The organism is Thermodesulfobacteriota bacterium, assembly GCA_040757775.1.
Taxonomy (GTDB): Bacteria; Desulfobacterota; UBA8473; order UBA8473; family UBA8473; genus UBA8473.
This window is the reverse complement of sequence record JBFLWQ010000003.1, coordinates 122,317-147,253: the sequence shown is the minus strand read 5'-3', so window position 1 is coordinate 147,253 and position 24,937 is coordinate 122,317. Positions and strand designations below refer to the sequence as shown.

Genomic DNA, 24,937 nt, shown 5'->3' with positions numbered 1-24,937 from the left:
CTTATCTCTCCTTAATGGGTTGTGCTGGAAAATGCCTCAGTTGTTCTAATACCATCCTTCTTATTTCTTGGGGTTCTGGTAATCTCCCAACTATCCTTCCATTCTCTATAAGGGATTCTGTAAGTGGCTGAAAACCTCCCCCACACTCGCATCTTCCGCTTTCTTCCTCACTTTTCACTTTTAACTTTTCACTTTTAACTCTTACTGGTACAACTCTATATGAAAAACATCTGGGGCACCTAATAAGCATCTTGCTTCCGGACATCTTTCCTCTCTTTGCCAGGGGGATCCCTTCTATCTCTGTTATATCAAAAGAAAAATCTACGACAGGTGCATTAGAGATGGATGTCCCTACCCCATAGGCATTCACCAGCGGGTTAAGCTCAAAGATTGCCTTTTCATCTATGCCTCCGCTGACAAAAAGCTTCACATCACTATAACCTCTCAAGTCAAGTTCCCAACGAACCTCTCTTATAATTTCCAGGAAATTGCCCCTTCTGGAAGAAGGGGTATCAAGCCTTATGGCAAACAGGTTCTTACCCAATGCCTCTGCTACCCTCAGTGCCTCAAACTTCTCATCATTGAAGGTATCTATAAGGGAAACCCTGTTTACTTTTTTTGATATGACCTCATCAAATGCTTTGGTTGCCTCTACCGTATCTCCCATAATCAGGATAAGTGCATGGGGCATGGTACCCATAGGCTCTTTTCCTATCAGCTCAGCGCCTTTAATACAGGATACCCCATCGCATCCGCCAATAAAGGCATTCCTCTCGATCATGGGAGAGATAGCCGGGTGCATTCGTCTGGCACCAAAACTTATCAAGAGCCTGTTTCCGGCAGCATTTCGGCACCTGGCTGCTGCCGTTGCTATACCCGACGCCTGACACAGAAAACCCAATACAGAGGTCTCGTAAACCCCAAAGTCAGTATAGTCACCCTCGATTTCAAATACCGGGTCATACTCCCTGAAGAAGGTACCTTCAGCCAAACACCTCACATTAACATTCAGCCCTTCCAGCAAGGAAGCACACTCCTCCACCCCTGCCAGGACTGCCCACTGCCAATCTCCGGGCAGTTTTTTAGCAATAATCTCACCCTTAACCCTTTTATCTATACCCTTAGCCTTAAGTATCTCATAGGTTCGGGTAAAGTAGACATCTGTTACCTTACCATCCTTTATATCATGGGAAGTCACACTGTGAAACATAGTACCTCCTTCCTACTCCATCTCTGAGACCTTTGCAGAACCTTCCGAGAGCTTTGAAGAAGCCCCCTTTTCAAAGCTCTCCTGAACAGGCATTAATACATACCCCACAGATATACTGTCCTATATTGCATTCCTTCCTAAAACCCCGCAGCTTCTCAAAACAACCCAGATGATCAAAATCTTCTTGTCTCTCCTTAATAGCACTAACAGGACAGACGGGGATACATTCCCGGCAATTACCGCAATCTTGGTTCAAGGGGCTATCAGCCAATAGAGGCATGTTGGTAAGTAAGGTAACCAGCCTTACGCGGGAGCCAAATCTTGGATTAACCAACAGGTTATTCCTGCCCAGGAAGCCCAGACCTGCATGAGCAGCAATCCTCTTATGAGAAATGTGTGCCTTTTGATTATCCCAATCGATAATCTGGGAAGCTGCTATGGGCAGGACATCCCATCCTTCCTTTTGTATATGCCCGGTTAGCTTGACGGCTATCTGGTCTAGAAGGTTATTGAGCTGCCTGTAATGATGAAAGTAAAGCTGGGTAGGTCTGTCCTCTATACCCTCTATAACTCTCTTTGACAACCTCACCCCTACAGAGATGCCATAATCCAACCCTTCAATCTGCCGTGAAGGAAGGTCAATAAAACTGTCCTTTAAGTCTCTAATATCGGCAACCCCAAAAAGCGAGCCACCCAAATCCATAACCATGTTCTTCAATGTGGAATAGTTTTTCTTCTCATTTTCCATTTAATTTACCCAAGTACCATATTAGTAGGCTTTTAGGAGGTTCTCCCAATCAAGATCCTTTGGAATAGCAGGAGGTTTATTGCCTGCTATCAGGCATGATAGTTGCAGATTTGTTGGGCATTTAGAAACCCTCTATACAAAATCAATTTTTTTAAGGCTGCTAAGCAGACGTTCTTTTACACCGATAAACGTTAATCCTACAACTTCCCCGGTTTCTTCTCTATACCTAATTACTGCTCCTTCTCCTATGTCAACCCCAAGTGCTTTTTGGGGTTGTCCTATACTGATGTAAAGAACATCGGCATCTTCATCATATTCCCAGTTAAGATTCTCTTTTTTCTCAAGTATCTTTATTGCTTCCATATAGCCTCTCTCCTTTCAGATGGCTTCTTAGCACAATATGCTGTTATTACAAACCCATCTGTATTTGAAACTTCTTTGTATATGACAACCAAATACTTTGAAGTTAGCGGTGTCTTTTTGTAAAACCTAATCCCGATAAGCTCTCCAAAATCACCTTTCTGAATTAGATCGGGATCAGTAATAGTTTTTAGAACCTTCCCCTTTTCTCCATCCATTTCAGGATGCCTTCTAATTATGTGCTCCCATCTTTCAATGGTCAACCGTATAGGCACATTATTCTTCGATCTAACAATTACCATTTAAAACCTTTCTTCTACCATGCTTTATCTTACACAAATTTGATTATTTTGTCCCCTCACTTCTTATTCTTTCTAACAATTTCTCGGCTGGCTCGTCTGCTGGGAGGGAGGTCAACGAAACTGTTCTTTAAGTCTCTGATATCGGCAACCCCAAAAAGCGATCCCCCTAAATCGATAACCAAATTCTTCAATGTGGAATAGTTTTCCTTCTCATTTTCCATTTCATTTTTTACCATGTAAGAATTTTATAATCTTCATGGTTTTCTGGTAACCATGGATAGTAACCCCGCGTTGCAGTAACGCAGTTTCCCATAATCGTCGAAGGTGAATTTCCCTAAGGGCAAGCACCAAAGGGGCATAGCGTATATGTTAGACGATGCGTCGAGCTCATCTTCAAGATGAAATTCCACCACCTCCGCCTTTGTTAGTCTTTCCGCTCTTCCATCCGGTCCTTCCTTCAATCGAAATACTGTTAGGGGCATTTAATACTTTTTTCTCTATTTGGCAAATATCATTAAAAATACAAAATCTATCATCTCTAAAAATCAATCTGTCTTGTGGGATCAGGCTCTCTAATTGTACTCAACATACATCTTAACAAGCATCTATTTCTGCCAATGCCGCTGTTAATTCTTTCAAAAACCATTGCCGACTACATTTACAATCACCCTGATATTCATCCTGGTACTGCCCTGCAATAAGTTCAAGGGTTACATCTCTTCCGCATACACACTTAATTGTTATTTCGGAATTCATAATTTCTTCACCTTTCATTTATGCCGAATCGCTCTCGTTGGTCATTATGATATAATACAAAGTTCTATAATTGTTCTAATTCTTTAAAAAGCTTAAACAGAAATTTGTCTCCAAAGCTCCTAAATAGGGTCTGACTAATGTATGCCTGTTTTAAAATAAGAAGATAAAGTTGATCTTTCTGAGAAAAAATCAGAAAACATATTCTATTCGATGTTCATAGAGACACCTTTCTATAAAGCCTATGAATTTATTAAATGTATCTTCAGCAATATTAGCCCAATCTTTTTCTGAAACTGGTTGAATTTCCCAGCCGAAACCATAATTGCTATTCTGCGCAGACCAATAATATGTTCTCCCTTTATATTCAACCTTGCCACCTGCAAGCCAATCATCAAATTGGCCGCGGTAATATTGTGAATCAATCGTTATTTTCAGCATAATTTCTATCCTCTCATTTTAATGATTCCAAATTGTTCTCGTCGGTCATTATGAATTAAGGCAGAGTTGTAAAGTTCTTCTAACTCTTTATAAAGTCTAAACAGAAATTTCTCTTTAAAATTTCTAAACGGTGTCTGATTAACATATTGGTTAAACAAATCTTTCTCTTTTGTGCTCGGGCCTATAACAAAAAATTGGGTAGGGAATCTTCTTGGTATTTTTAATAGCCTATCTAGACCAGATTTTACCCTTGTTGTTTCTTCCACTTCGAAGGCGTATACCGGAAATAATCCATAATCATCCTCGTCAAACCATAAGGAATCTATTTCCCTAATTTTTGATAAATTAGGACCTCTGAAAATATCAGTGCAGTCAGATACACTGACAAAATCTCTCAATGGTTTTCCCTGAAAATTTCTAATGGTCTGATCATGCGGAGGTGCATAAGTTTCATATCCGTAAATCTTCCCCAATGTAACTAACATTCCTTGAGCAATTCCGTGATCAATTTCTGGTTTTTGAGTAAAACTCTGCGATTCGGGTTTCATTAAAACTTCTTCCAAAAGTTTGTAAATACCACTTCTTTCGGGTGGGACTGGTTTAAAAATCTTATATTGCCTTACAACTCGCCTAATAGTATCCTGCCAAGTTGGATTAGTCTTAGTTTTGGGATGACCTTCTAAGATTTTATTAATCTCAGACAAATGACCTTGTCCACCTAATTCTAATAAGGCATTTCTGACAACTTCTTTCCAAGATAATTTTTGGTTATCCATTTTATTTCCTCTATGTAAAACTCTATTTTTAAGCGAGTATAATCATTATACAAAAATGGGGATTTAATAAAAAGTGACCGTTTATTCCTTGGAATTTTTCTTTCCGGAAAATTTGTCTCATTGAATCGACGCCTTTTTAGTTAAAATTGTAAGTCCGCTCAATATACCTAAATGTGACTCCATATTTCTGTCCAATCTCTAAATCAGCGGTCCCTCTTGCTTTTTCCTGCAAGATTACTTCTTGAAGTTCTTTTTCAGTTTTGAAATTCACTTTTTGATTAGTCATTCTATCCTCTTTTTTAAAGCCCATCGTTTCGCATAAAGGGCTGGCGGATGAGCAAAGCATCAAAATGTTCTTCAGGAACAGGAAGACCATCTTCTTCTAATGCCTTGATATACCCTTGAATTGCCTCCTTGATATTGATTATAGCCTCTTCCTTTGTCTTTCCTTGACTAATACAGCCTGGAAGGCTCGGATATTCAGCTACCCAGTAACCATCCTCGCCAAGATAAATGATTATCTGCCTCATTTTCTTACCTCCATAACACTACCGCTTTGTCTATTGGTTCCAGCATATACGAAGTTTCGGTGAAGCCAAACTTAGTCCTTTGATAATTAAGTTTCTTGGAATTGCGAGGGAATGGATTTTAGGTACTCATCCAAATTGCGAGATGGTTCTTTACGGCGTTGTTCGATAATAACAGTATCTATCAAGTCCTCCAGGAATTCTTTATCATTGAGCATTTTTTCTACCACTGCCTCTCTCGCTTTTTTTGTTAATGCTCGAAACGCCGTCAAGAAGACCTCAGATGTTGCCTCTATACTATTCACATTCATTGCCTCCTGCCCCGATTGGTATATTAAAGTATAACAACTATCTGATTAATTTCAATCTTTCTTTAATTTGATAATTCCCTGCAGCTTGCTACAGGGTTTCCATAGTCATTCCTGCGAACCCCGTATCAATTACGGGGCAGGCTCTGTCAAGCACGGAATGACAGAATACAGATTAGCAATTTCAAGTTTAACAATAATCCCAGAAAACTACCTTCATGTTATAGATACCCCAACTTCTTCATATATACTGTAAGTATAGAAATAGCAGCAGGGGTAACCCCGGAGATGCGGGACGCCTGCCCCAGAGAAAGGGGTCTTATCTTAACCAATTTCTCTCTTACTTCGTTGGACAACCCTGGGATATTGCCAAAGTCAAGGTCATGGGGTATTTGTAGTTTTTCCATCTTCCTGAATTTCTCTATTTCTTCCCCCTGTCTGTCTATATAGCCCCTGTATTTAACCTGAATCTCAACCTGAAGGGCTTCGTCAGGGGACAACTCACGAATGGTCGAATCATCAAATAATTTCAAATCGTTATACAATATCTCCGGTCTCCTGAGAAGCTCTTCCAGCGTTATTACATTGTCTAAAGGACTACTTCCCAGTCTGAGGAGTTTCTCATTTGCAGTTTTGTTTGGTTTGATTTTTTTAGCCTTAAGTCGGGCTATTTCCTCTTCAATAGCCTTCACCTTTGCCTTAAGATTGCTGTAGTCTTTATTGCTTACTAACCCCAGAAGGTAGCCTTTCTCTCGCAACCTAATGTCTGCATTATCCTCTCTCAATAACAATCGGTACTCTGCCCTCGATGTAAACATTCGGTAAGGCTCATCGGTTCCTTTTGTAACCAGGTCATCTATCAGGACGCCAATATACGCCTCAGACCTGTCCAGGACAAAAGATTCCTTGCCCTGAACATTCAGGACGGCATTGATTCCGGCAACAATACCCTGGGCAGCAGCCTCTTCATAACCGGTAGTGCCATTGATCTGTCCAGCGCAGTAAAGGTTTTTAATAGGTTTAGTTTCCAGGGTTGGCTTCAATTGGGTAGGGTCTATATAGTCATATTCAATACCATATCCAGGCCTCATTATCTCCACCTGTTCCAACCCCTCTATACTCCTGAGCATCTTCCATTGTATATCCAGAGGCAGGCTTGTAGAGAGACCATTGGGGTATATCTCCACTGTATCAATGCCATCCGGCTCCAGGAATACTTGATGCCTTGGTTTTTCAGAAAACCGCATAATCTTATCTTCAATAGATGGACAGTATCTTACACCAGTCCCTTTTATCAATCCCATATAAAGTGGAGAACGATCTAAACCGCTTCTTATTATCTCATGGGTTCTTGGATTGGTGTAGGTAATGTAGCAAGGAACCTGGGACTGCTTTATCTCCTTTGTTGAGAAGGAAAAAGGAATAGGAGGGTCATCCCCTTCCTGCGGTTTAAGCCTTCCAAAATCAATTGTCTTACAATTGAGTCGTGGTGTGGTACCAGTCTTTAATCTTCCCATTTTAAACCCTAAATCCCTCAAACTCTGAGAGAGTTTTATAGAAGGTGGATCCCCCATCCTTCCGGACGGAAAGTTCTCAAGACCTATGTGAATCAGTCCATTCAGAAATGTGCCGGTAGTAATAACAACTGTCTTTGCAACAAAATATTCATCAATATTGGTCTTAATACCACAAACAGTATGAGCCTCTGCCAATATTCTATCTACGACGGTCTGTTTAATGTCCAGATTGTCCTGATTCTCTAAAACCGTCTTCATGCGTAAACGATAAGCCTGCCTATCAGCCTGGGCACGAGATGACCTGACAGCAGGCCCTTTCCTTGTGTTTAAAACCCTGAATTGTATGCCAGTCTCATCTATATTCTTCGCCATCTCTCCACCCAGAGCATCGATCTCTTTAACCAACTGTCCCTTTGCCAGTCCACCGATGGCCGGGTTGCAGGACATCAGAGCAATAGTGTCGAGATTGATAGTAGTGAGCAGGGTTTTACACCCCATTCGTGAAGCAGCCAGTGCAGCTTCACAGCCGGCGTGTCCCCCGCCAATTACAATAACATCATATTCCTTTGGATAGGCTGGCAATATAACCCCCGACAGAATTCCCCAATCATGCCTATAGAGCTTTGAATTTTGTCATTTCGAGGAGCGACAACGACGAGAAATCTTAATGGAAATAACCCAAGTGGTATATATAGCATAAACGAAAAATGGGGTAAACAAAAATACCTTGACATCTCTTCTATAAGAAGTTAATTTTCACTTTTAAACCGCCCCCATGTCATTCCGAATCCGCCTCTGGTGGATGAGGAATCTTAACATTTTAATATTACTAACGATTAAGATTTCTCGCTTTACTCGAAATGACAAAAAAGGGGATTTTGACACAGTCCCCTGGTGGAAGGGAATAAAAGGGAGGGAAATTCTAACCGATAGAAATCACTATCTATATCCACCCTCACCCCCTGTCTGCGTGCGGACACGCACAGGCAGGCAACCCTCTCCCATCGAGGGAGAGGGAGTTTTGACTTTTTATGAGGTTGTCAACTTCTGGCATCTGAAATTTTCGACTATCTTAGGATTTCGAATATGATATCAAAAAAGGCAATACATATACCCCCTTTTATAGTGATGGATGTGATGGAGAAGGCGGCAGAGATGGAGAGAAAAGGAGAAAACATCATCCATCTTGAAGTAGGGGAACCAGACTTTGATACCCCTGCATGTGTTAAAGAGGCAGCCATTAAAGCCCTGAAGGACGGCAAGACCCACTATACCCACAGTCTGGGTCTGATTGAGCTGAGGGAGGCAATTTGCGAACATTACTTCGAGAAATACAATGTGAAAATCTCTCCGGACCAGGTTCTTGTTACCTCAGGAAGTTCACCGGCTATGCTGTTATTATTCTCTTCCCTGCTCAATCCCGGAGATGAAATAATACTCCCTAACCCTTCCTATTCCTGCTATTCTAAGCTTATAGAGTTCGTTGATGGAAAGCCCTTATGGGTAGATGTATTTGAGGAAGATGGTTTTCAATACTTACCTGAAAAGATTGTAGAAAAGATAACAAAGCGAACCAAAGGGATTATATTCAATTCCCCTTCCAACCCTACGGGAAACATACTACCTGCTGAAAGGATGAAAGAAATAGCAGGGCTGGGGCCCCTGGTTATTTCCGACGAAATCTACCACGGATTGGTCTATAAAGACAGAGAACATACTATACTGGAATTTACAGATACTGCCTTTGTATTCAATGGTTTTTCAAAACTCTACGCAATGACCGGATGGAGGCTGGGATATGCTATCGTCCCGGATGAATTTATTCGTCCCCTGCAAAAGATCCATCAAAACTTCTTCATTTCTGCCAATGCCTTTGTCCAGTGGGCAGGAATTGCTGCCCTCAAGGAAACTAAAGAGGAAGTGGCAAAGATGAAAAAGGTATACGATGAAAGAAGGAAATTTATGATTTCGAAGCTTAAGGAGATAGGCTTTGGAATTACCATTGAACCAACCGGTGCCTTTTATGTACTTGCCAATGCCAGAAAGTTTTCAGGAGACTCTTATAGACTTGCCTTTGACATCCTGGAAAATGCAAAGGTTGGGGTAACACCCGGTATCGATTTTGGGAGTAACGGTGAGGGATATATCCGCTTCTCCTATGCCAATTCATTAGAAAACATAAGCAAAGCTATGGATAGAATAGCAGATTATTTGAAGGTTTGAGCATTATGAAAATAACCTCTGCAGAGTTTGTAAAGAGTGCATGGATGCCTTCTGATTACCCCAAAGACTCCTTGCCGGAAGTGGTCTTTGCGGGCAGGTCAAATGTTGGAAAGTCATCACTAATAAATATCTTAGTAAACAGAAAAAACCTGGTCAAGACCAGTTCCACCCCGGGCAAGACCCAATCTATAAATTTTTTCAATATCAACAATGGGATCACGTTTGTTGACCTGCCTGGTTATGGTTATGCCAAGGCTCCATTGAAGTTGAGAAAGAGATGGAAACCTTTAGTAGAGGGCTATTTAAAGACGGGAAAAGCTATAAAGCTGGTGCTGCTTATCCTTGATGTAAGAAGGATACCATGCCGGGAAGATATTGAACTTATAGAGTGGTTTGATTTTTATCAGATCCCGAGAGTAATAGTATTAAATAAAACAGACAAGTTATCCAGGGCAAAATTGAAGAAACAGATCGAACTCATTAAAGAGTCTCTTCCGTTAAAGAACAACAATCCTATCCTATTTTCAGCTGTTACCAAAGAAGGGAAAGAAGAAATATGGAAACAAATTCTTTGCAGGGTTGAATAGAAGTTATTGTGTTTGCATTCGTTAAAGAGAGGCTAATTTTTATGAAAAGAAAATTATTTAAATCAAAATTGCAAACCGCTCTGATTATTTTCTCAATCTTTATCTTCCCATCTCTGTCTCTCTCTGAAACATCGGTAAATGTTAATCTGGACAGTTGGGTGTACCCCGCATTGGAAAGGCTGACATTGGTCGGGTTAACAGAAAGTGATTTAATGAACACCAAACCCCTCACCCGAATAGAAGCAGCAAGATTAACCGGTGAGGCAATGCGTTTAATAGCAGAAAAAAAGCTTAAAGATGAAACGGACAGGTTAACCCTCTATTTTTTAGAACGGCTTAAAAGAGAACTAAAGGATGAGTTAATCAGCCTTGGGATAATTGAGGGTACCAGGTTTGATACCTTTATAAAACCTCTAGAGGAACTAAGAGTAAAATACAATTTGCTTGATGGAAACTACACTCTTTATAACAATGATGGGATTCGATATGGTGACGATCATAATCTCTCCTTAGATTTCTCAGGATATGGCAAATTATCTGAAAGTTTATCTCTGTATTACCAGCCCATATTTGAATACAACCAAAACTTAGACAATGAAACAAGAAATGAGTTTGACCTGGAAAAAGGCTACGTAAAACTTACAAAAAACAACTTAGAGTTTGAGCTGGGACGGGATTCTCTCTGGTGGGGACCCGGGTACCACGGTTCTCTGCTTATGACCAATAACGCCAAGCCCTTTGATATGCTGAAAATTTCTAATCCTCAACCAATTCTATTGCCCTGGTTTTTCAGATACATGGGACCTTTCAAGGTAACCTGGTTTCTGACAAGACTGGAAGAAGACAGAACAATTCCTGAACCTTATCTTACAGGACTTAGATTAGATTTTAAGCCAATCCCTACGGTTGAACTGGGTATTTCAAGGGTGGTTATGTTTGGTGGAGAAGGTAGAGAGAGGCTTGAATTTTTCGATTATATATCAATGTTTCTTGCTAACCAGGAAAATAAATCCGATTCTGGCAAGAATAATAACCAGATCGCATCTATCGATTTCTCTGTAAGGATCCCCCATATTGACAGATTTGTACCAATCTCCAGGTCTATTATTATCTATGGAGAAATTGGAGGAGAAGATGAAGCCGGATGGCTTTTTAGCGGCACTGGTTATCTCACAGGAATTTTACTCCAGGATATCTTCTTGAAAGAAGGGACAACCCTTCGAATTGAATATGCAAACAACGATATCGGCAATACCCCGAACCTATGGTATAATCATAATATTTACAAGACCGGTTACACTTATAAAAATTCAGTAATAGGCCACCATATGGGAAGTGATGCACAGGATATTTTTATCAGGGGTACCAGTTATTTGAACAACGATTTATCAATAGGAATCGATATTGACATAGAAAAGAGAGGAAATAGCAACGCGTATCCAGAGGAGCACTACCAGGTGGGGATCGACCTGTCCTATAACATTACTGATATGGTTGAATTTAAGGGAAGATACGGCTTTGAGAGGATAGAGAATTTTGGATTTGTAAATGATGAAACAAAAAACCACCATATAATGGGCTTTGAGGTTCTATTTCGATTTTAAATTAAGATTATAAGGATTCAAGTCCGCCAAAGGCGGAAAGTATTCTAGTGGTTAAGTTCCGTTCACTTGAACCCTTGAATCCTCGAATCCTTCTTAACAACTAAATGGAAAAAGAATCTAAAATATAAACTTACGGAGTGAAAAACATGAAATACGTATTTCTAAAGAGGGTAGCGTTACTTACTTCCCTACTTTTTGCCGGTATTTTAATGGTTGGCTATGGAATCTCAACAGGGGAGGGAAGTGACAGGGATAAGGAGCAGGCATTGAGGTATTATTTAGGAAGTCGTATTGGTGGACAATTGGGCAGCGGATTAACATCTGCTGAAGAGAGAGCAAGCGGAGGAATTAAAGGGCTTAAAGAGGGAAAAGAGGGGGCAGATACTCTATCAAAGAAAGATATAGGAATTAACTACAGTTTTACTAACAGCCTAACAGTTAAACCTGGGGTAAAAAGCCTCCACCTCAATTGGATCCCTCTTGAAGGTCAGGATGTAACCTACAGTGTGATGTGGGGGCTTCAGTCTGGCAATTACACAGATCAAAAAGACGCAGGAAACCTCAACTCTTATACTATCACCGGTCTGGATCCAGATAAGACATATTATATTGTAGTCGTAGCCTCAAAAAAAGCTACTGTTAAAGAGGATGCTGAAGCCGGGGGGATCATGACCATCGAAGTGGCAGCCCGTCCGTTGAAAGATACCCTATCCCATATAGAAAAAGAGTTTCAGGAAAGACTCAAGAGGGAACTGACAACAAAGATAGAACGGGGGCTAAATGAGGAAATCAGAAGGGAGATAAGAGAAAAACTGGACGAGGAAATTAGAAAGTTAGAAAAGAAGACTCCAAGAGATATAACAAAAGAGGATATAAAGGAGCTTGAAGAAAAGATAACAAAAGAAACAACGGAAAAGAACAAAAAGAAGATGGAGGAAAGGATCGAAAAAGAATTAGAGGAAAATGTCATCAAACAATTCGGATATGACACATTCTCCTCTATAGTCTCCAGTTTTGTCCCTTTTCAGGGGTTCCCTGCCCCACCTGATTACATCATAGGGCCGGGAGATAACTTCACTATCTATCTCTGGGGCGGAATAAATGAGGAGATTCCTGTAATAGTCGACCGTACTGGGAAGATCAATCTTCCTTTCGTAGGCAGCCTCAGTGTGTCCGGGCTCAGGTTTTCAGAACTTAAGGACTTTCTTTTAAAGCAGTTTTCTAGATATGATAACCTCATCTCGCTCAATGTAACCATGGATCAACTAAAGAGTATCCAGATCTTTATTACTGGAGATGTCCAATTTCCAGGCAGTTATCAGGTAGGTTCCCTGTCTACTCTTTACAATTCACTCCTTGCTTCCGGAGGGCCAACTAAGAAGGGAAGCTTGAGGAATATCCAGTTGATAAGGAATGGCAAAGTAATTTCTTCTATTGATCTGTATGAATTCCTTTTAAAAGGCAAACAGGGCAAAGATATCAAATTGCAACCCGGGGATACTATATTCGTACCCAAGATAGGGCATGTAGTTGGAATAACCGGAGAAGTTAAGGAACCTGCCATATATGAGATCAAAGAAGATATGCTCTCATTAAAAAAGCTTCTTGAGCTCGCAGGAGGTTTATCAGGAACTACTTATCTGAACAGGGTCCAGATTGAGAGGGTTATTCCTCACCAGGAACCTGTAGCTATGGAACTCGATATATCTGACCCCAAAGGTGAGGCTATCCTTACACCATTGAAAGACAGAGACCTAATTAAAATATTTCCAATATTCATGGAGGTTAAGAATATAGTACACCTGGAAGGACATGTGAAGAGGCCTGGCAGATATGAGCTAAAACCCGGAATGAGGCTCAGTGATCTCGTTCCTTCTTATGACGTACTGCTTCCAAAACCATTCCTCGGGTATGGAGAAATAACAAGACTGGTTCCTCCTGATTACCATTCGGAAGTCGTATCCTTTAACCTGGGAAAACTCTTAAAGGGAGATCTAAAAGAAGACATTGAAATAAAAAACCGGGACAGGGTAGTACTTTTCTCTGAAGAACAGATGAAAGAATTACCAAAGGTGTATATAAATGGAGAGGTAGGGTATCCCAGGGATTATAAGCTGATTAAGAATATGAGAGTTATGGACCTCATATATGTTGCCGGTAACCTGAAGAGAGAGGCGTATCTGCCCAAGGCAGAGATCACCCGTATTATAAAGGACAAAGATGGTACCAGAGCAAAACAGATATATATCAGTCTTGAAGAGGCACTGAAGGACAATCCTGACCACAATATACTGCTTCAGGAAGATGATACGCTCTTTGTGAGAAGTATCCCAGATTGGGACATAAAAAAGATTGCAGCAATCAAAGGAAAGGTGATGTTCCCAGGAGATTACAATATACAAGAAGGTGATAGATTGAGCGACCTTATCCGAAGGGCAGGTGGTTATACAAGAGATGCCTTTATTGAAGGGGCATATCTCATAAAAGAGTCGGCAAGAAAAGAACAGCAGATGAGGTTCGATGAGTTTGTAAAGGATCTGGAGTTGAGATTAAACATAGAGAGTTCAAAAGCAGCCCAGTTAGCAACATCCGGAGAGACAGCCTCCATCCAGAAACAGTCTTTAGAGGTGAGGCGTATGTTCATCGAGAAGCTTAAGGAAGTGAAGGTTGAAGGCAAAGTAACTATAAATCTGAAACCCCTCAAAGAGTTAGAAGGGTCGCAGGATGATGTTATGCTGGAGGTTGGAGATACCCTTAAAATACCCAGCAGACCTACTATAGTTAATGTTATTGGGAGGGTTTATAACCAGACATCCATAAGCTTTAGAGAAAATGCTAATGTCAAATACTACCTGTCAAAAGTGGGTGGAATAACCAAAGATGCGGATAAGGAAAGCATTTACATAGTTAGATACAATGGTACAGTAGTAAGCCAATCAGAAGCCAAAAAAGGGGGGCTTCTGTGGAAGAGCAATGAGAATAGATGGGTATTTGGAGGCGGAGATTTTTTGTCCGCCAAGATAATGCCAGGGGATACAATAATTGTCCCGGCTACGGTTGAAGCAAAGATAAGTCCCCTCTTATACACCAGGGACATCACCCAGATTCTCTCCCAGACGCTCTTATCTATAGCTGCGCTCGCTGCTATATTTTAGCAGAGTGTTTCGCCAATGAACCTCCCCGCAGCAAGCTGAGGGGTATTCAAACATATTATAAATTTTCGCTATTCTGTATTCTGTCATTCCGTTCTTGGAGACTGTGTCACAATGTCATTGCGAAGGAGTGAAACGACTGAAGCAATCTTATATGTCATTGATTATACAATGATTGCCACACTCCCTTCGGTTGTTCGCAATGACAAAAAGAGCATTACGACACAGTCTCTTGATACGGAATCCAGTCTTTTAGTTTTCTGGATTCCTGCTTTCGCAGGAATGACTATTGAACCCATGTAGCAAGCTACAGGGAATTATCAAGTTAAAGGTCGGAATACCAACTGAGTCAATCATAGGGTTTAAATGAATAAAAACATAGCCGTTATAGGATGTGGTTATTGGGGCAAAAACCTGGTGAGGAACTTTGCAGAACTGGATGCTCTCCATACCATCTGTGACACAGATACTGGAAAATTGGAGGAATGGAGGAGTGAAGGAGTTGATACCGACACGGATCACCGACACACGACTCACGACTCACCAACACTGACCACCGATTTCGAAAAAGTACTGCTAAACGATCAGATAAAGGGTATAGTACTATCCACCCCAGCGGAATCTCATTACTTAATGACAAAAAGGGCTCTTTTGGCAGGGAAGGATGTCTTTGTGGAAAAACCTCTTGCTTTAAATACCGTTGAAGGGAGAGAGCTTGTTAAATTAGCGGAAGAAAAAGGCCGTATCCTGATGGTTGGACACCTCCTGGAGTATCACCCTGGTATTATAAAACTCAAAGAACTGATAGATACCGGTAAATTAGGAAAGATCAATTATATATACTCAAACAGGCTTAACCTGGGGAAATTTCGGACAGAAGAAAACATCCTCTGGAGCTTTGCACCTCATGATATCTCTGTTATTCTATTACTCCTTGGTGAAACACCCCAAATAATATCTGCCCATGGTGGAAACTATCTTCATCAAGAGATCGCCGATGTTACAATCACCACCATGTCCTTTGCAAGTGGCGTACAATCCCATATCTTCGTTAGCTGGTTACACCCTTATAAAGAACAGAAGCTAATCGTAGTTGGTGATAGAAAAATGGCTCTGTTTGATGACGTATCTGAAAAAGAGAAGCTCTTACTTTACAGTCATAAGATTGACTGGATTGGCAGGGTTCCTATCCCTCGTAAAGAGCATGCAGAGGTAGTAGAATTTGAGATGACCGAGCCGCTCCGAATAGAATGTCAACATTTCCTTGACTGCATGGCATCCCGTCAAAAGCCCAAGACCGATGGGGAAAACGGCATGCGTGTGCTTAAAGTACTTGAGCGCTGTCAGGAGTCTTTAGAACAGGGTGGAAAACAACTCACGATTCACGATTCATACCGCACAGATATTGTGCGGGATTCACGGTTCTTCGCCCATGAGACTGCCTGTATTGATGAACCATGTGAGATAGGCCAAGGAACAAAGATATGGCACTTTTCTCATATTATGAAAGACTCAAAGATCGGGAGAAACTGCAATATCGGGCAAAATGTGGTAATCTCTCCCGGGGTAACAATGGGAAACAACGTAAAGATACAGAATAACGTCTCTATTTACGAAGGGGTTATCCTGGAGGATGATGTCTTCTGTGGGCCATCCATGGTCTTTACCAATATACTTACACCCCGCTCAGAGGTGCCAAGGAATACTAAAGAGCATTTCCTCCCTACACTGGCCAAGAAAGGCGCTACTATTGGCGCTAATGCCACTATTATTTGCGGCAATACCATAGGCAGATATGCACTTATTGGAGCAGGGGCTGTAGTTACCAAGAATGTTCCAGATTACGCAATAGTCACAGGAAACCCTGCCAGGATCAAAGGTTGGGCATGTGAGTGTGGAATAAGGCTTAATTTCATTAATTCTGTGGCGGTATGTTCAAGCTGTAATAAACAATATAGGAAAAGGGGGTTGAATCTCCTGAAAATGACATAGTTACGTGTGAACGTTTAAACGTTTAAACGTGTGAACATTGAGTCCTCTGGAAAGACATTTCTCGAAATTATGGTTTTCGCTTTTTCAGAGGTCTTATATTTTCTTCTTGACAGTGTGGGAGTTTGCTCTATAATGTTCAAAATTTGAACAACAGGAAGGGCTCTATGGAGAAGAAAGAAATAAATACATTAAAGATCCTTCAGGAGATTGAGAATGATAATACCTTAACTCAAAGAGACCTGTCAAAAAAATTAAACATTTCTCTCGGACTTGTTAACATATTCATAAAACGACTTGTACAAAAAGGATATTTCAAGATAACAACTATTCCCCCAAACCGCGTAAAATACTTGTTAACTCCAAAGGGAATAGCCGAAAAGTCAAGACTCGCGTTTGAGTACTTGCAGTATTCTTTAGGATTTTATAACGAAATAAAGACTCTATTGCTTAATATCTACAGGGAACTTGAGAGATCCCAGGTTAAAAGTATAGTCTTTTATGGTGTTGGAGAGGTTGCTGAATTGGCATATCTCTTTTTACAACAGACAAATATTGAACTGGCTGCTGTTGTGGACAATACTCAGGAAGGTAAAAAATTTTTTAGCTTTAATATATTGAAAACTGAAAATCTGTATGAATCTAACATTGATTACATCTTACTGACAACCGTGGATGGACACAATGAAGCGATAGATGAAATATTAAAGTATGGAATCAATAAAAACAGGATTATAAAAATAAAATAGGCATTTTAAATGGTTACAATGAATTCGATATACCCTGCAGACCTTATAGAGTGGTATGCTGTTTATACTCGAAGCCGCCACGAAGAAAAGGTCTATACTATGCTAAAAAACAAATATTTCGAGGTGTTTCTACCAAAGGCAGAAACCTGGAGCCGTAGGAAAGACCGGCGAAAGAAGATTTGGGTACCATTATTTCCGGGATACATTTTTGTGCAAAGCCAGCTTGACAATTATAGTCATCACGATATTCTTAAAACAGTTGGAGTAGTCAGAATAATAGGTATAAAGGGCCGCCCCAGGCCCATCCCTGAGGAAGAGATTATCTCTCTCAAACTCATGGTAAATAGTGGCTTACCCGTATTCCCTCATAACTATATAAAAACCGGGGATAAGGTTACGGTCATTGATGGTCCATTGGAGGGAGTAGTAGGCACCATTTTGAAACCTAAGTCAAAGAAAGATAAGTTAGTTGTTTCCATTCCTTTACTCCAACGTTCAATTGCCGTAGAGATGCATGAATGGGCTGTTCAAAAGATCAGCTCTTAAGATTTATCTTCACATTAATTCATTGATGTGAAGATAAATTAACATAACTTATTGTAAATATTGAACTTTTATGGTTTTATTCCATGTAACTCAGAGGGCGGAGCTGTATAAAAATAGGGAGAGCTTTGAATTTTGTCATTTCGATGAGCGATAGCGACGAGAAATCTTAATAGCTTTAATCTGTTCAAGATTTCTCCCTTCGGTCGAAATGACACTGTTGGCAGTTTTTCAAATCTCATAAGAGGCAGAGATTAATGGAACGTCTGGATGAGCTGGAGAGCAAAAGTATCTATATCATCAGGGAAGCTTACTACTATTTTAAAGATACAGGAGTGCTCTGGTCCATCGGGAAAGATTCAACTGTCTTACTCTGGATCTGCCGTAAGGCATTTTTCGACAGGATCTCCCTTCCTATTATACATATCGATACGGGCTATAAATTCTCTCAGATTTATTCCTTCAGGGATAAGTACTCGAGTGAATGGGAATTAAACCTAAGAATAGTAAGAAATGAGGAAGCTATTCGTAAAGGTATAGGTCCTCATAATAACGACAAATTGAAATGTTGCAGCGAGCTTAAGACCAATGCTTTAAGGAAGCTAATCAACAAAGAAGGTTACAAGGCAATTCTCCTTGGCATCAGAAGGGATGAACACGGAATTAGGGCAAAAGAGAGGTATTTCTCTCCCAGAGACCTTCAATTCGCATGGGACTATAATAATCAACCTCCAGAATTGTGGGATCAATACAAATCTGAATCGGAGGACCATACGCATATCAGGGTCCACCCCCTCTTACATTGGACTGAATTAGATATATGGAACTACATCAAAAGGGAAAATATACCTTTTATTGAACTTTACAGGTCAGTCAATGGTAAAAGATACAGGAGCATTGGCTGCCACACCTGTTGTGAACCAATAGATTCTGATGCAAAGGATATAGACTCTATCATCGCTGAGTTGCATGCTGCAAAAACACAAGAGAGAGCAGGAAGGACCCAGGACAAAGAAGAAGCTTACATGATGCAGAAGCTAAGAGCCCTGGGGTATATGTAGCAATTGAAGAGTAGAGGAGTTGAAACCACTCTTCCCATTGCCATCGTTGGCCATATTGATCATGGCAAGTCAACCCTTATTGGAAGATTACTCTATGATACCAACTCGCTACCCTCAGACATTATGGAAGAGATCGATCAAGGTATTAAAGAAGCATGCAAACCAATAGAATTTGCTTACTTAATGGATCATTTAGAGGAAGAGAAATCAGAAGGGAAAACCATTGAGACCACCCAGTCTTTCTTCAGAACAGGCAAAAGAAACTATGTTATTATTGACACGCCAGGACACGGGGAATTCATCAAGAACATGATTACCGGAATATCCCAGGCAGAAGCAGCAATTCTTACTGTGTCAGCTTTAGACGGAATAGAGGAACAAACCAGGAGGCATGCCTATATACTGGGAATGTTAAGTATAAAACAGGTTATCCTGGCAATTAACAAGATGGATCTGGTCAATTACAGTCAGAACCGTTTTGAAGAATTAAAATGTAAGGTATCAAGCTTTCTTAACTCTTTGGAGATAAAACCTAACTATGCCATCCCGATTTCGGCAAGGCTGGGAGACAATATCGCAAGGGCTTCAGTAAATATGAGATGGCACAATGGACCTACAGTCTTTGCGGCACTTGACAAGCTAGAAACCAAAGAAGATCCTGTTGGAAAGCCTTTGAGATTCCCGATTCAGGACACCTATATTTCCGATCAAAATAAGATCCTGGCAGGCAGGATCTTATCGGGTAAGGTACAAAAGGGAGACGAGGTTATAATCTTACCCAGTAAGGCAAGAACAAGGATAGAATCCATCAAGGTATATCAGGCCACGAAAGATGTTGCCAGGGCAGGAGAGAGTATTGGAGTTATCCTTCAAGATGAGTTTAACCTGAGAAGAGGAGAAGTAATTTGCCATCCCCAATATTCCCCTGAAATAAAGACAAAAATAAATGCCAACATCTTCTGGATATCGTCTGAGCCGCTTTATACCGAGAATCAATTGGCTATCAGGTGTGCTACCGCGGAGGAGCAATGCCACATAGAAAGCATTGAAACAAGAATAAACTCCTCAACCCTGGAGATAATAGAAAGCAACAGTAACATCCTGATGGAAACTGAGGTTGGCAAGGTTACAATCTCCATTGACAATCCTATGGTCTTTGAAGACTTTAATAAGACCGAGGAATTGGGCAGATTCGTTCTGACCCGACATGGAGAGGTTTGTGCCGGAGGGATTATTGCCGATGACTTTTCTCTGCCCTAACAAGCGCACAATCATTATTGGTATGGATGGCGTCCCTTATTCTCTGATAAAGGATTTATCATCAAGGGGCGTTATGCCCAATATGCGGGGGTTAATTGAAGAGGGTATCTTCCGGCAGATGGAGTCCTCAATACCAGACATCTCCTCTGTGGCATGGAGTTCCATAATAACCGGCAAGAACCCAGGAGAACACGGAATATATGGTTTCACAGACCTGGTGCCCGGGACTTACAGTCTTTATTTCCCTAATTTTACAAATTTACATGGGATACCTTTCTGGAATTACAGGAATGGTAGAAAATCTATTATCATCAATGTGCCTTCGACATATCCAGCCAGTCAACTCAATGGGATTTTAATTTCTGGCTTTGTAGCCCCTGATTTGGAAAAGGCTGTGTACCCTCCCTCATTGGTCAATGAGATTAAAAGGCTTAATTACCATATCGACGTGGATTCTGAAAAAGGCCATCAATCACTGGAATTGTTTATTGATGATTTAAACAGAACCCTCGATGCCAGAATTCGGACATACCGTTATCTATGGGATAAGGAGGACTGGGGGCTTTTCATGCTGGTTTTTACGGGTACGGATAGACTTGGACACTTTTTATGGGAGGCTTATGAAGACAATACCCATCCATACCATAATACCTTTCTCCGATATTTTAATACTATCGACGAAGCGATTGGAGAGATTGTATGGAGAACACGCCCTGAGGACTCATTAATTATCCTTTCTGATCATGGTTTCGAAAGGATGAAGAAATCCATCTATATAAATTACTATTTAAGAAAAACTGGCTTTCTGAAGCTAAAAAAAACTCCTGACAGTAGTTATGATGATATAGATCAAGGGACTCGGGCATTTGCCCTTGAACCAAATAGGATTTATGTAAACAAGGCTACAAAGTATCCAAGGGGCAGCGTAAAAGAAAAGGACAAAGATATTATCATTAGTGATTTAACCGATGCCTTCAATGCCCTTGAGGTTGAAGGTGAGAAAGTGATAAAACAGGTATATAGAAGAGAGGAGATATACACAGGCTCCCTTCTCGACCGAGCCCCGGATCTGGTATTAATTCCTAATAGAGGGTTTGATCTAAAGGCCCGGCTACAGGCTGAAGCGCTTACAGAAACTACCATCTTTACCGGGAAACATACACAGAATGATGCCTTCTTAATTGTCAAAGGCTCTGAGGGTTATTATATCCCTGAAAATCCAAGCGTTTTTGATGTGTTTGGCATTATGGAGGGTCTTGGGTAGATTATCTTCAAGAAAACAAGAAAGAGGTATTACTATGGCCAAAAATGAAGACGATTATTTTGGCATTCTCTTAAGATATTTGAGAATCCTTAATAGAAGGAAAATCTATATTATCATCTGTATACTGGCTTTTTCCATTGGAGCTGTATTTTACGCCAAGAAACTTCCCAATATCTACAGGGCATCTACAACTATAATACTGCCCAGTGGCTCAGCCCCTCAAATGACTGGGCTTTCGCAAGCACTGGGTAATCTTGCGGGAACTCAGATGCCTGCTTTAGGCATCAGGCCGGCTGGCGGACCCGGCCAGAATCTCATTACTATACTGAAAAGCAGGGTAGTAGCAGAAGATGTAGTCAGACACTTTAATCTGGCCAAAGGAGAACCGGTTGAGAAGGCTGCCCTGTCTATCAAAGGGTCTGTCAATGCCGCTGATTCTGAGGGAACGATTGTCGTAACATACGAGTCAGCCAACCCCAAAAAGGCAGCTGACATAGCCAATTATTATCCGGTGGCTTTAAGGAATTATTTGGAAAAAAATTTCAAAACGTACAGAGACGGTTTAAGAGAAAAGATCAAAAGAAGCGAGGCATTACTCCGTGACAATACAATAAGGTTTGAAAATTATAAAAGGCAATTCTCAAATGTACTGGCACTAGAGGCAGTCCGCCAATCCTCTATCCAGCAGTATGATTTAGCCAAACTTGAAGAAGATACATATTCCAACTTCACGGTATTGGATAGTGCCCTTATACCTGAAGTACCTGTAGGACCCCAGAGGAGAAAAATAGCCTTAACATGGGCACTGATTGGTCTCACCATCGGTATATTATTGGCTTTCGCTCTGGAAGCTCTGGATAAAAGAATCTACGAAATGGAAGCTATAGATAAGATAGGTATGCCCATCTCAGGCACCTTAACCCTAAACTGGAGAGGGAGGAAAAACCTTGCTGAAACAATGTATATTTCAGAAGAAGAAAAAATAATAAGAAAAAACATAGAAAGCTCCTTTATGGTCAATGATGATACATGCCCACGAAAGATAGTCTTCAGTAGTATGGATGAGAATCCTGAGAAAACCATCTTGATCTGTAAAATCGGAAAGGCATTATCCGAAATAGGCAGAAAGGTTTTAGTGATTAACTACAATACTGACAATCAGAAGATATATGAGGAGATACATAAAAAGTTAATGGCTAATCCTTCTAATACCATTAATCTAAAAAGTACGTCTGAAAAAAATCTGGGTTCAGGAGATTTTTCCAAATACGATTATGTACTGGCAGATGCCCCACATGGCGTAATGTCTCCTTTCATATTTGATCTGGTGGAGTGGGCAGATATTACTTTTCCTGTGGTTAAAATAGGCAACACATATATAAAAGAATTGGCTCTTCATAAGGAGAGTTTAGAGAAGATTACGGACCACCAAGCGAAAGCAATTGTGATCATCCCTCCCACTTCTTCTCCGTTACTCCGCATAAAAAAGATACTATCTCACAGGATCACCTAGTGGGTTGAAAGGGAACGACGTTTGAACGCCTTGAAAAAATTACCGAAAATACTAATCCTTGAGAAATTAAATCTTTTCAGTTTTGTGTTTCTGGTCATAACAAAATTTAGATTTCGAACAGTATATTATATTGAAAAAAATAATAGGAACAATAGGCTGCCTAGGTTGATAACAACAACATTTAACCTGAAAGGATTGTCCTATTCTGATTTCCCTGCTTTATATTTCGAAATAATCGAGTCGGCAGTTCAATGGACAGAAAGGTATTTTACAGAAAATAACGTTAGGCTAGCAAAATGCCTTATAAAATTTGGTGAAGACGAAAGATATATCCATCCTGTAAAAAAAATGGCAGCTGATTACTTCTTCAAAATATTAAAGGTTTATTTTTTTGCAAGGGAGATTGGGAAAAGAAACCCTGATTGTAAAGTTAAAATTGTTCCTTCCTCAAACGTGTTTCTCTCAAAATATGTTCATGAGCTGTATGCTGGAAGTAATGTTAGTCTTGTGAAGCCATCTTTATGGGCACATTATATTACCGAAACAATCAAAAGAATGGTTATGATTGTTATAGCAACTGTTTTCCCATTTCTGCTTTTTGTTAAGAAATTGATCTCCAACAATGTCATTCTTTCCCAGAAAGAAAAACCTATAGAAAGAGAGATATTCTTCGAACATCGGTTTGGATTCCTGGAAAAAAGGGTATGGAGTGATTTCTTATATTTTAAAAATGGTGTGTTCAGAATCGATCAGGCGATACATGCCAGTTCATTTGAACGATTTAACCAGGAAAAAAAAGATTACTTAGAAGACAACGGAGGTATCCTCCTAGATCATAGTGAAATAAAAATGGATTTGAAATATTTTACCAATTTCCTGAATAGATACTATAAGTTATTGTTACCAACCTTTATATTCAATCTTTTTCAAAAAGAAAGCAATTCAATGATTGCTCTATGGATTACAATGATTGTTCCAAACATTATTAAGGCAGAGTTACTATTGCAATACATCACAGTAAAGGTCATTGTTTTCAGAACTGATTACCCGTTATTTTACCACGTCCTGACAATCGTTGCTAACAAGAAGGATATCAAAACCGTTTCCATGTGCCATGGCGATATTATCACACTTGGACCGCAACTATACGGGGATGTATTCGATTATTTCTTTATGTGGGGAGACTTTTATATAAAGAAACATGGGCCGTTTATGAAAGGAATTAGAAATATACCTATAGTGGGACCCCCGAATACAGATCATATTTACTTAAACATGGCAAAAAAAAATGAATTTGATTGGACCAAGGAAATAAAAGATAAAGGAAGAAAGATAATTGCAGTATTCGCAACTTCATTTTTTAGCAAGGATAGTCACCCTACCAAGATTAAGGCTCTTCTTTTACTTTTTTACAGGGTAGTATTTGACTGGACAAAAGGACGAGATGATATATTTCCCAAGACTCTCCTCTTGCATTTTTACAGGGTAGTATTTGACTGGGCAAAAGGGCGAGATGATATATTTCTTTTTGTTAAGCCAAAGGGCACTAATCATGAATTTAAACATCCGGAGTTCCAGGACTTATTACTGTCTTTTCCATCTGACCGGATATTAATAGACCCAGCTATGGACCCATATGATCTTCTTTCAGTAATTGATTGGTGTATCTGTACTAATTCAAGCAGTCTGGGCGGTGAAGCCCTGATAGCAGGCATACCTGTCACTTATTACGATTTACGTCAATTGGGGGAATATCACATTTATAGAAAATACTATCATCGGTTAGTCGCCAGAAACCAGGAAGAACTCGTAGCATACTTGAACTATGGATTAGAAAACGGCTTCCCTGAAAAGGTAATCAAAGAAATAAGAAGAAATCATTATGCAGGACCTGAATTCGATGGAAACTGTTTTGTTAGAATCAAAAAAATATTTAGCGAATTGTTGGAGACAAGTAACGGGACCTTTGCACAATATATTGAAGGTTTTAAGGATTTCCCTCATACTGTTTCGATTGAATCTAGATAAAAGGCAGGGTATATAAAACTTC

The 24,937-nt window shown here is 40.2% G+C and carries 26 protein-coding genes; 13 read left to right on the top strand and 13 right to left on the bottom strand.

The genetic code is table 11. The annotated features are described in order from the left end of the window. Nucleotide 1: 1 nt before the first annotated feature. The 13 genes from AB1401_03265 to mnmG all read right to left on the bottom strand — a co-directional run bounded on the left by AB1401_03265 (nt 2) and on the right by mnmG (nt 7,524). Nucleotides 2–1,210, bottom strand: coding sequence for a nicotinate phosphoribosyltransferase (locus tag AB1401_03265; GenBank protein MEW6614480.1), 1,209 nt, complete (start codon nt 1,208–1,210; stop codon nt 2–4). A gap of 70 nt (nt 1,211–1,280) precedes the next feature. Further along, a complete protein-coding gene (locus tag AB1401_03260; protein ID MEW6614479.1) occupies nt 1,281–1,958 on the bottom strand; it encodes a hypothetical protein in 678 nt (225 codons plus the stop codon). A 132-nt stretch (nt 1,959–2,090) separates the two neighbouring features. Beyond that, entirely contained in the window at nt 2,091–2,321 is a 231-nt protein-coding gene (locus AB1401_03255; GenBank protein MEW6614478.1) for a DUF2283 domain-containing protein, read from the bottom strand. Further along, nucleotides 2,309–2,536 carry a hypothetical protein gene (locus tag AB1401_03250; protein ID MEW6614477.1) on the bottom strand — a complete coding sequence of 76 codons (228 nt, stop codon included), beginning with the start codon at nt 2,534–2,536 and terminating at the stop codon, nt 2,309–2,311. Before AB1401_03250 ends, AB1401_03255 begins: the two co-directional genes overlap by 13 nt. 140 nt (nt 2,537–2,676) lie before the next feature. After that, on the bottom strand, nt 2,677–2,841 hold the full coding sequence (locus AB1401_03245) for a hypothetical protein (protein ID MEW6614476.1): 165 nt from the start codon (nt 2,839–2,841) through the stop codon (nt 2,677–2,679). 33 nt (nt 2,842–2,874) lie between these two features. Continuing rightward, a complete protein-coding gene (locus tag AB1401_03240) occupies nt 2,875–3,102 on the bottom strand; it encodes a hypothetical protein (protein MEW6614475.1) in 228 nt (75 codons plus the stop codon). A gap of 112 nt (nt 3,103–3,214) precedes the next feature. Next, nucleotides 3,215–3,376, bottom strand: coding sequence for a hypothetical protein (locus AB1401_03235; GenBank protein MEW6614474.1), 162 nt, complete (start codon nt 3,374–3,376; stop codon nt 3,215–3,217). 189 nt (nt 3,377–3,565) lie between these two features. Beyond that, nucleotides 3,566–3,814 (bottom strand): hypothetical protein, encoded by a 249-nt coding sequence (locus AB1401_03230; GenBank protein MEW6614473.1) that lies wholly within the window; start codon nt 3,812–3,814, stop codon nt 3,566–3,568. A 5-nt stretch (nt 3,815–3,819) separates the two neighbouring features. After that, on the bottom strand, nt 3,820–4,590 hold the full coding sequence (locus tag AB1401_03225) for a hypothetical protein (protein ID MEW6614472.1): 771 nt from the start codon (nt 4,588–4,590) through the stop codon (nt 3,820–3,822). A gap of 136 nt (nt 4,591–4,726) precedes the next feature. Then, the gene (locus AB1401_03220) at nt 4,727–4,876 is read right to left on the bottom strand and encodes a hypothetical protein (protein ID MEW6614471.1); all 150 of its coding nucleotides are present in this window, start codon (nt 4,874–4,876) and stop codon (nt 4,727–4,729) included. A gap of 13 nt (nt 4,877–4,889) precedes the next feature. Beyond that, on the bottom strand, nt 4,890–5,120 hold the full coding sequence (locus AB1401_03215; GenBank protein ID MEW6614470.1) for a type II toxin-antitoxin system HicB family antitoxin: 231 nt from the start codon (nt 5,118–5,120) through the stop codon (nt 4,890–4,892). A gap of 86 nt (nt 5,121–5,206) precedes the next feature. Further along, nucleotides 5,207–5,422, bottom strand: a complete 216-nt coding sequence (locus AB1401_03210) for a hypothetical protein (protein MEW6614469.1) — start codon at nt 5,420–5,422, stop codon at nt 5,207–5,209. 224 nt (nt 5,423–5,646) lie between these two features. Then, nucleotides 5,647–7,524 carry a tRNA uridine-5-carboxymethylaminomethyl(34) synthesis enzyme MnmG gene (mnmG, locus tag AB1401_03205; GenBank protein ID MEW6614468.1) on the bottom strand — a complete coding sequence of 626 codons (1,878 nt, stop codon included), beginning with the start codon at nt 7,522–7,524 and terminating at the stop codon, nt 5,647–5,649. A gap of 504 nt (nt 7,525–8,028) precedes the next feature. On the opposite strand from mnmG, the gene AB1401_03200 reads away from it, so the two are divergent. From AB1401_03200 to AB1401_03140, 13 genes are all read left to right on the top strand, one after another. Then, a complete protein-coding gene (locus tag AB1401_03200; protein ID MEW6614467.1) occupies nt 8,029–9,165 on the top strand; it encodes a pyridoxal phosphate-dependent aminotransferase in 1,137 nt (378 codons plus the stop codon). A gap of 5 nt (nt 9,166–9,170) precedes the next feature. Then, a complete protein-coding gene (gene yihA / locus AB1401_03195; GenBank protein ID MEW6614466.1) occupies nt 9,171–9,752 on the top strand; it encodes a ribosome biogenesis GTP-binding protein YihA/YsxC in 582 nt (193 codons plus the stop codon). Nucleotides 9,753–9,793: 41 nt separating this feature from the next. Beyond that, a complete protein-coding gene (locus AB1401_03190; protein ID MEW6614465.1) occupies nt 9,794–11,356 on the top strand; it encodes a capsule assembly Wzi family protein in 1,563 nt (520 codons plus the stop codon). 146 nt (nt 11,357–11,502) lie between these two features. Further along, a complete protein-coding gene (locus tag AB1401_03185; protein ID MEW6614464.1) occupies nt 11,503–14,511 on the top strand; it encodes an SLBB domain-containing protein in 3,009 nt (1,002 codons plus the stop codon). Between the two features lie 111 nt (nt 14,512–14,622). Continuing rightward, nucleotides 14,623–14,811, top strand: a complete 189-nt coding sequence (locus AB1401_03180) for a hypothetical protein (GenBank protein ID MEW6614463.1) — start codon at nt 14,623–14,625, stop codon at nt 14,809–14,811. A 63-nt stretch (nt 14,812–14,874) separates the two neighbouring features. Further along, on the top strand, nt 14,875–16,500 hold the full coding sequence (locus AB1401_03175) for a Gfo/Idh/MocA family oxidoreductase (GenBank protein ID MEW6614462.1): 1,626 nt from the start codon (nt 14,875–14,877) through the stop codon (nt 16,498–16,500). A 164-nt stretch (nt 16,501–16,664) separates the two neighbouring features. After that, a complete protein-coding gene (locus AB1401_03170) occupies nt 16,665–17,246 on the top strand; it encodes a winged helix-turn-helix transcriptional regulator (GenBank protein ID MEW6614461.1) in 582 nt (193 codons plus the stop codon). An 18-nt stretch (nt 17,247–17,264) separates the two neighbouring features. Further along, nucleotides 17,265–17,792, top strand: coding sequence for a UpxY family transcription antiterminator (locus AB1401_03165; GenBank protein ID MEW6614460.1), 528 nt, complete (start codon nt 17,265–17,267; stop codon nt 17,790–17,792). A gap of 254 nt (nt 17,793–18,046) precedes the next feature. Continuing rightward, entirely contained in the window at nt 18,047–18,850 is an 804-nt protein-coding gene (cysD, locus tag AB1401_03160; GenBank protein MEW6614459.1) for a sulfate adenylyltransferase subunit CysD, read from the top strand. A gap of 3 nt (nt 18,851–18,853) precedes the next feature. After that, a complete protein-coding gene (locus AB1401_03155; protein ID MEW6614458.1) occupies nt 18,854–20,110 on the top strand; it encodes a GTP-binding protein in 1,257 nt (418 codons plus the stop codon). Beyond that, the gene (locus AB1401_03150; GenBank protein ID MEW6614457.1) at nt 20,070–21,374 is read left to right on the top strand and encodes an alkaline phosphatase family protein; all 1,305 of its coding nucleotides are present in this window, start codon (nt 20,070–20,072) and stop codon (nt 21,372–21,374) included. Before AB1401_03155 ends, AB1401_03150 begins: the two co-directional genes overlap by 41 nt. 34 nt (nt 21,375–21,408) lie before the next feature. Further along, nucleotides 21,409–22,887, top strand: coding sequence for a Wzz/FepE/Etk N-terminal domain-containing protein (locus AB1401_03145; protein MEW6614456.1), 1,479 nt, complete (start codon nt 21,409–21,411; stop codon nt 22,885–22,887). Nucleotides 22,888–22,908: 21 nt separating this feature from the next. Further along, nucleotides 22,909–24,915, top strand: a complete 2,007-nt coding sequence (locus AB1401_03140) for a hypothetical protein (GenBank protein MEW6614455.1) — start codon at nt 22,909–22,911, stop codon at nt 24,913–24,915. Nucleotides 24,916–24,937: the final 22 nt, after the last annotated feature.

Coding starts and splice junctions, on each gene's coding strand:
- AB1401_03265 (MEW6614480.1), bottom strand. CDS start 1,210: ATGTTTCACAGTGTGACTTCCCATGATATAAAGGATGGTAAGGTAACA.
- AB1401_03260 (MEW6614479.1), bottom strand. CDS start 1,958: ATGGAAAATGAGAAGAAAAACTATTCCACATTGAAGAACATGGTTATG.
- AB1401_03255 (MEW6614478.1), bottom strand. CDS start 2,321: ATGGAAGCAATAAAGATACTTGAGAAAAAAGAGAATCTTAACTGGGAA.
- AB1401_03250 (MEW6614477.1), bottom strand. CDS start 2,536: ATGGATGGAGAAAAGGGGAAGGTTCTAAAAACTATTACTGATCCCGAT.
- AB1401_03245 (MEW6614476.1), bottom strand. CDS start 2,841: ATGGAAAATGAGAAGGAAAACTATTCCACATTGAAGAATTTGGTTATC.
- AB1401_03240 (MEW6614475.1), bottom strand. CDS start 3,102: ATGCCCCTAACAGTATTTCGATTGAAGGAAGGACCGGATGGAAGAGCG.
- AB1401_03235 (MEW6614474.1), bottom strand. CDS start 3,376: ATGAATTCCGAAATAACAATTAAGTGTGTATGCGGAAGAGATGTAACC.
- AB1401_03230 (MEW6614473.1), bottom strand. CDS start 3,814: ATGCTGAAAATAACGATTGATTCACAATATTACCGCGGCCAATTTGAT.
- AB1401_03225 (MEW6614472.1), bottom strand. CDS start 4,590: ATGGATAACCAAAAATTATCTTGGAAAGAAGTTGTCAGAAATGCCTTA.
- AB1401_03220 (MEW6614471.1), bottom strand. CDS start 4,876: ATGACTAATCAAAAAGTGAATTTCAAAACTGAAAAAGAACTTCAAGAA.
- AB1401_03215 (MEW6614470.1), bottom strand. CDS start 5,120: ATGAGGCAGATAATCATTTATCTTGGCGAGGATGGTTACTGGGTAGCT.
- AB1401_03200 (MEW6614467.1), top strand. CDS start 8,029: ATGATATCAAAAAAGGCAATACATATACCCCCTTTTATAGTGATGGAT.
- yihA (MEW6614466.1), top strand. CDS start 9,171: ATGAAAATAACCTCTGCAGAGTTTGTAAAGAGTGCATGGATGCCTTCT.
- AB1401_03190 (MEW6614465.1), top strand. CDS start 9,794: ATGAAAAGAAAATTATTTAAATCAAAATTGCAAACCGCTCTGATTATT.
- AB1401_03185 (MEW6614464.1), top strand. CDS start 11,503: ATGAAATACGTATTTCTAAAGAGGGTAGCGTTACTTACTTCCCTACTT.
- AB1401_03180 (MEW6614463.1), top strand. CDS start 14,623: ATGTCATTGCGAAGGAGTGAAACGACTGAAGCAATCTTATATGTCATT.
- AB1401_03175 (MEW6614462.1), top strand. CDS start 14,875: ATGAATAAAAACATAGCCGTTATAGGATGTGGTTATTGGGGCAAAAAC.
- AB1401_03170 (MEW6614461.1), top strand. CDS start 16,665: ATGGAGAAGAAAGAAATAAATACATTAAAGATCCTTCAGGAGATTGAG.
- AB1401_03165 (MEW6614460.1), top strand. CDS start 17,265: ATGAATTCGATATACCCTGCAGACCTTATAGAGTGGTATGCTGTTTAT.
- cysD (MEW6614459.1), top strand. CDS start 18,047: ATGGAACGTCTGGATGAGCTGGAGAGCAAAAGTATCTATATCATCAGG.
- AB1401_03145 (MEW6614456.1), top strand. CDS start 21,409: ATGGCCAAAAATGAAGACGATTATTTTGGCATTCTCTTAAGATATTTG.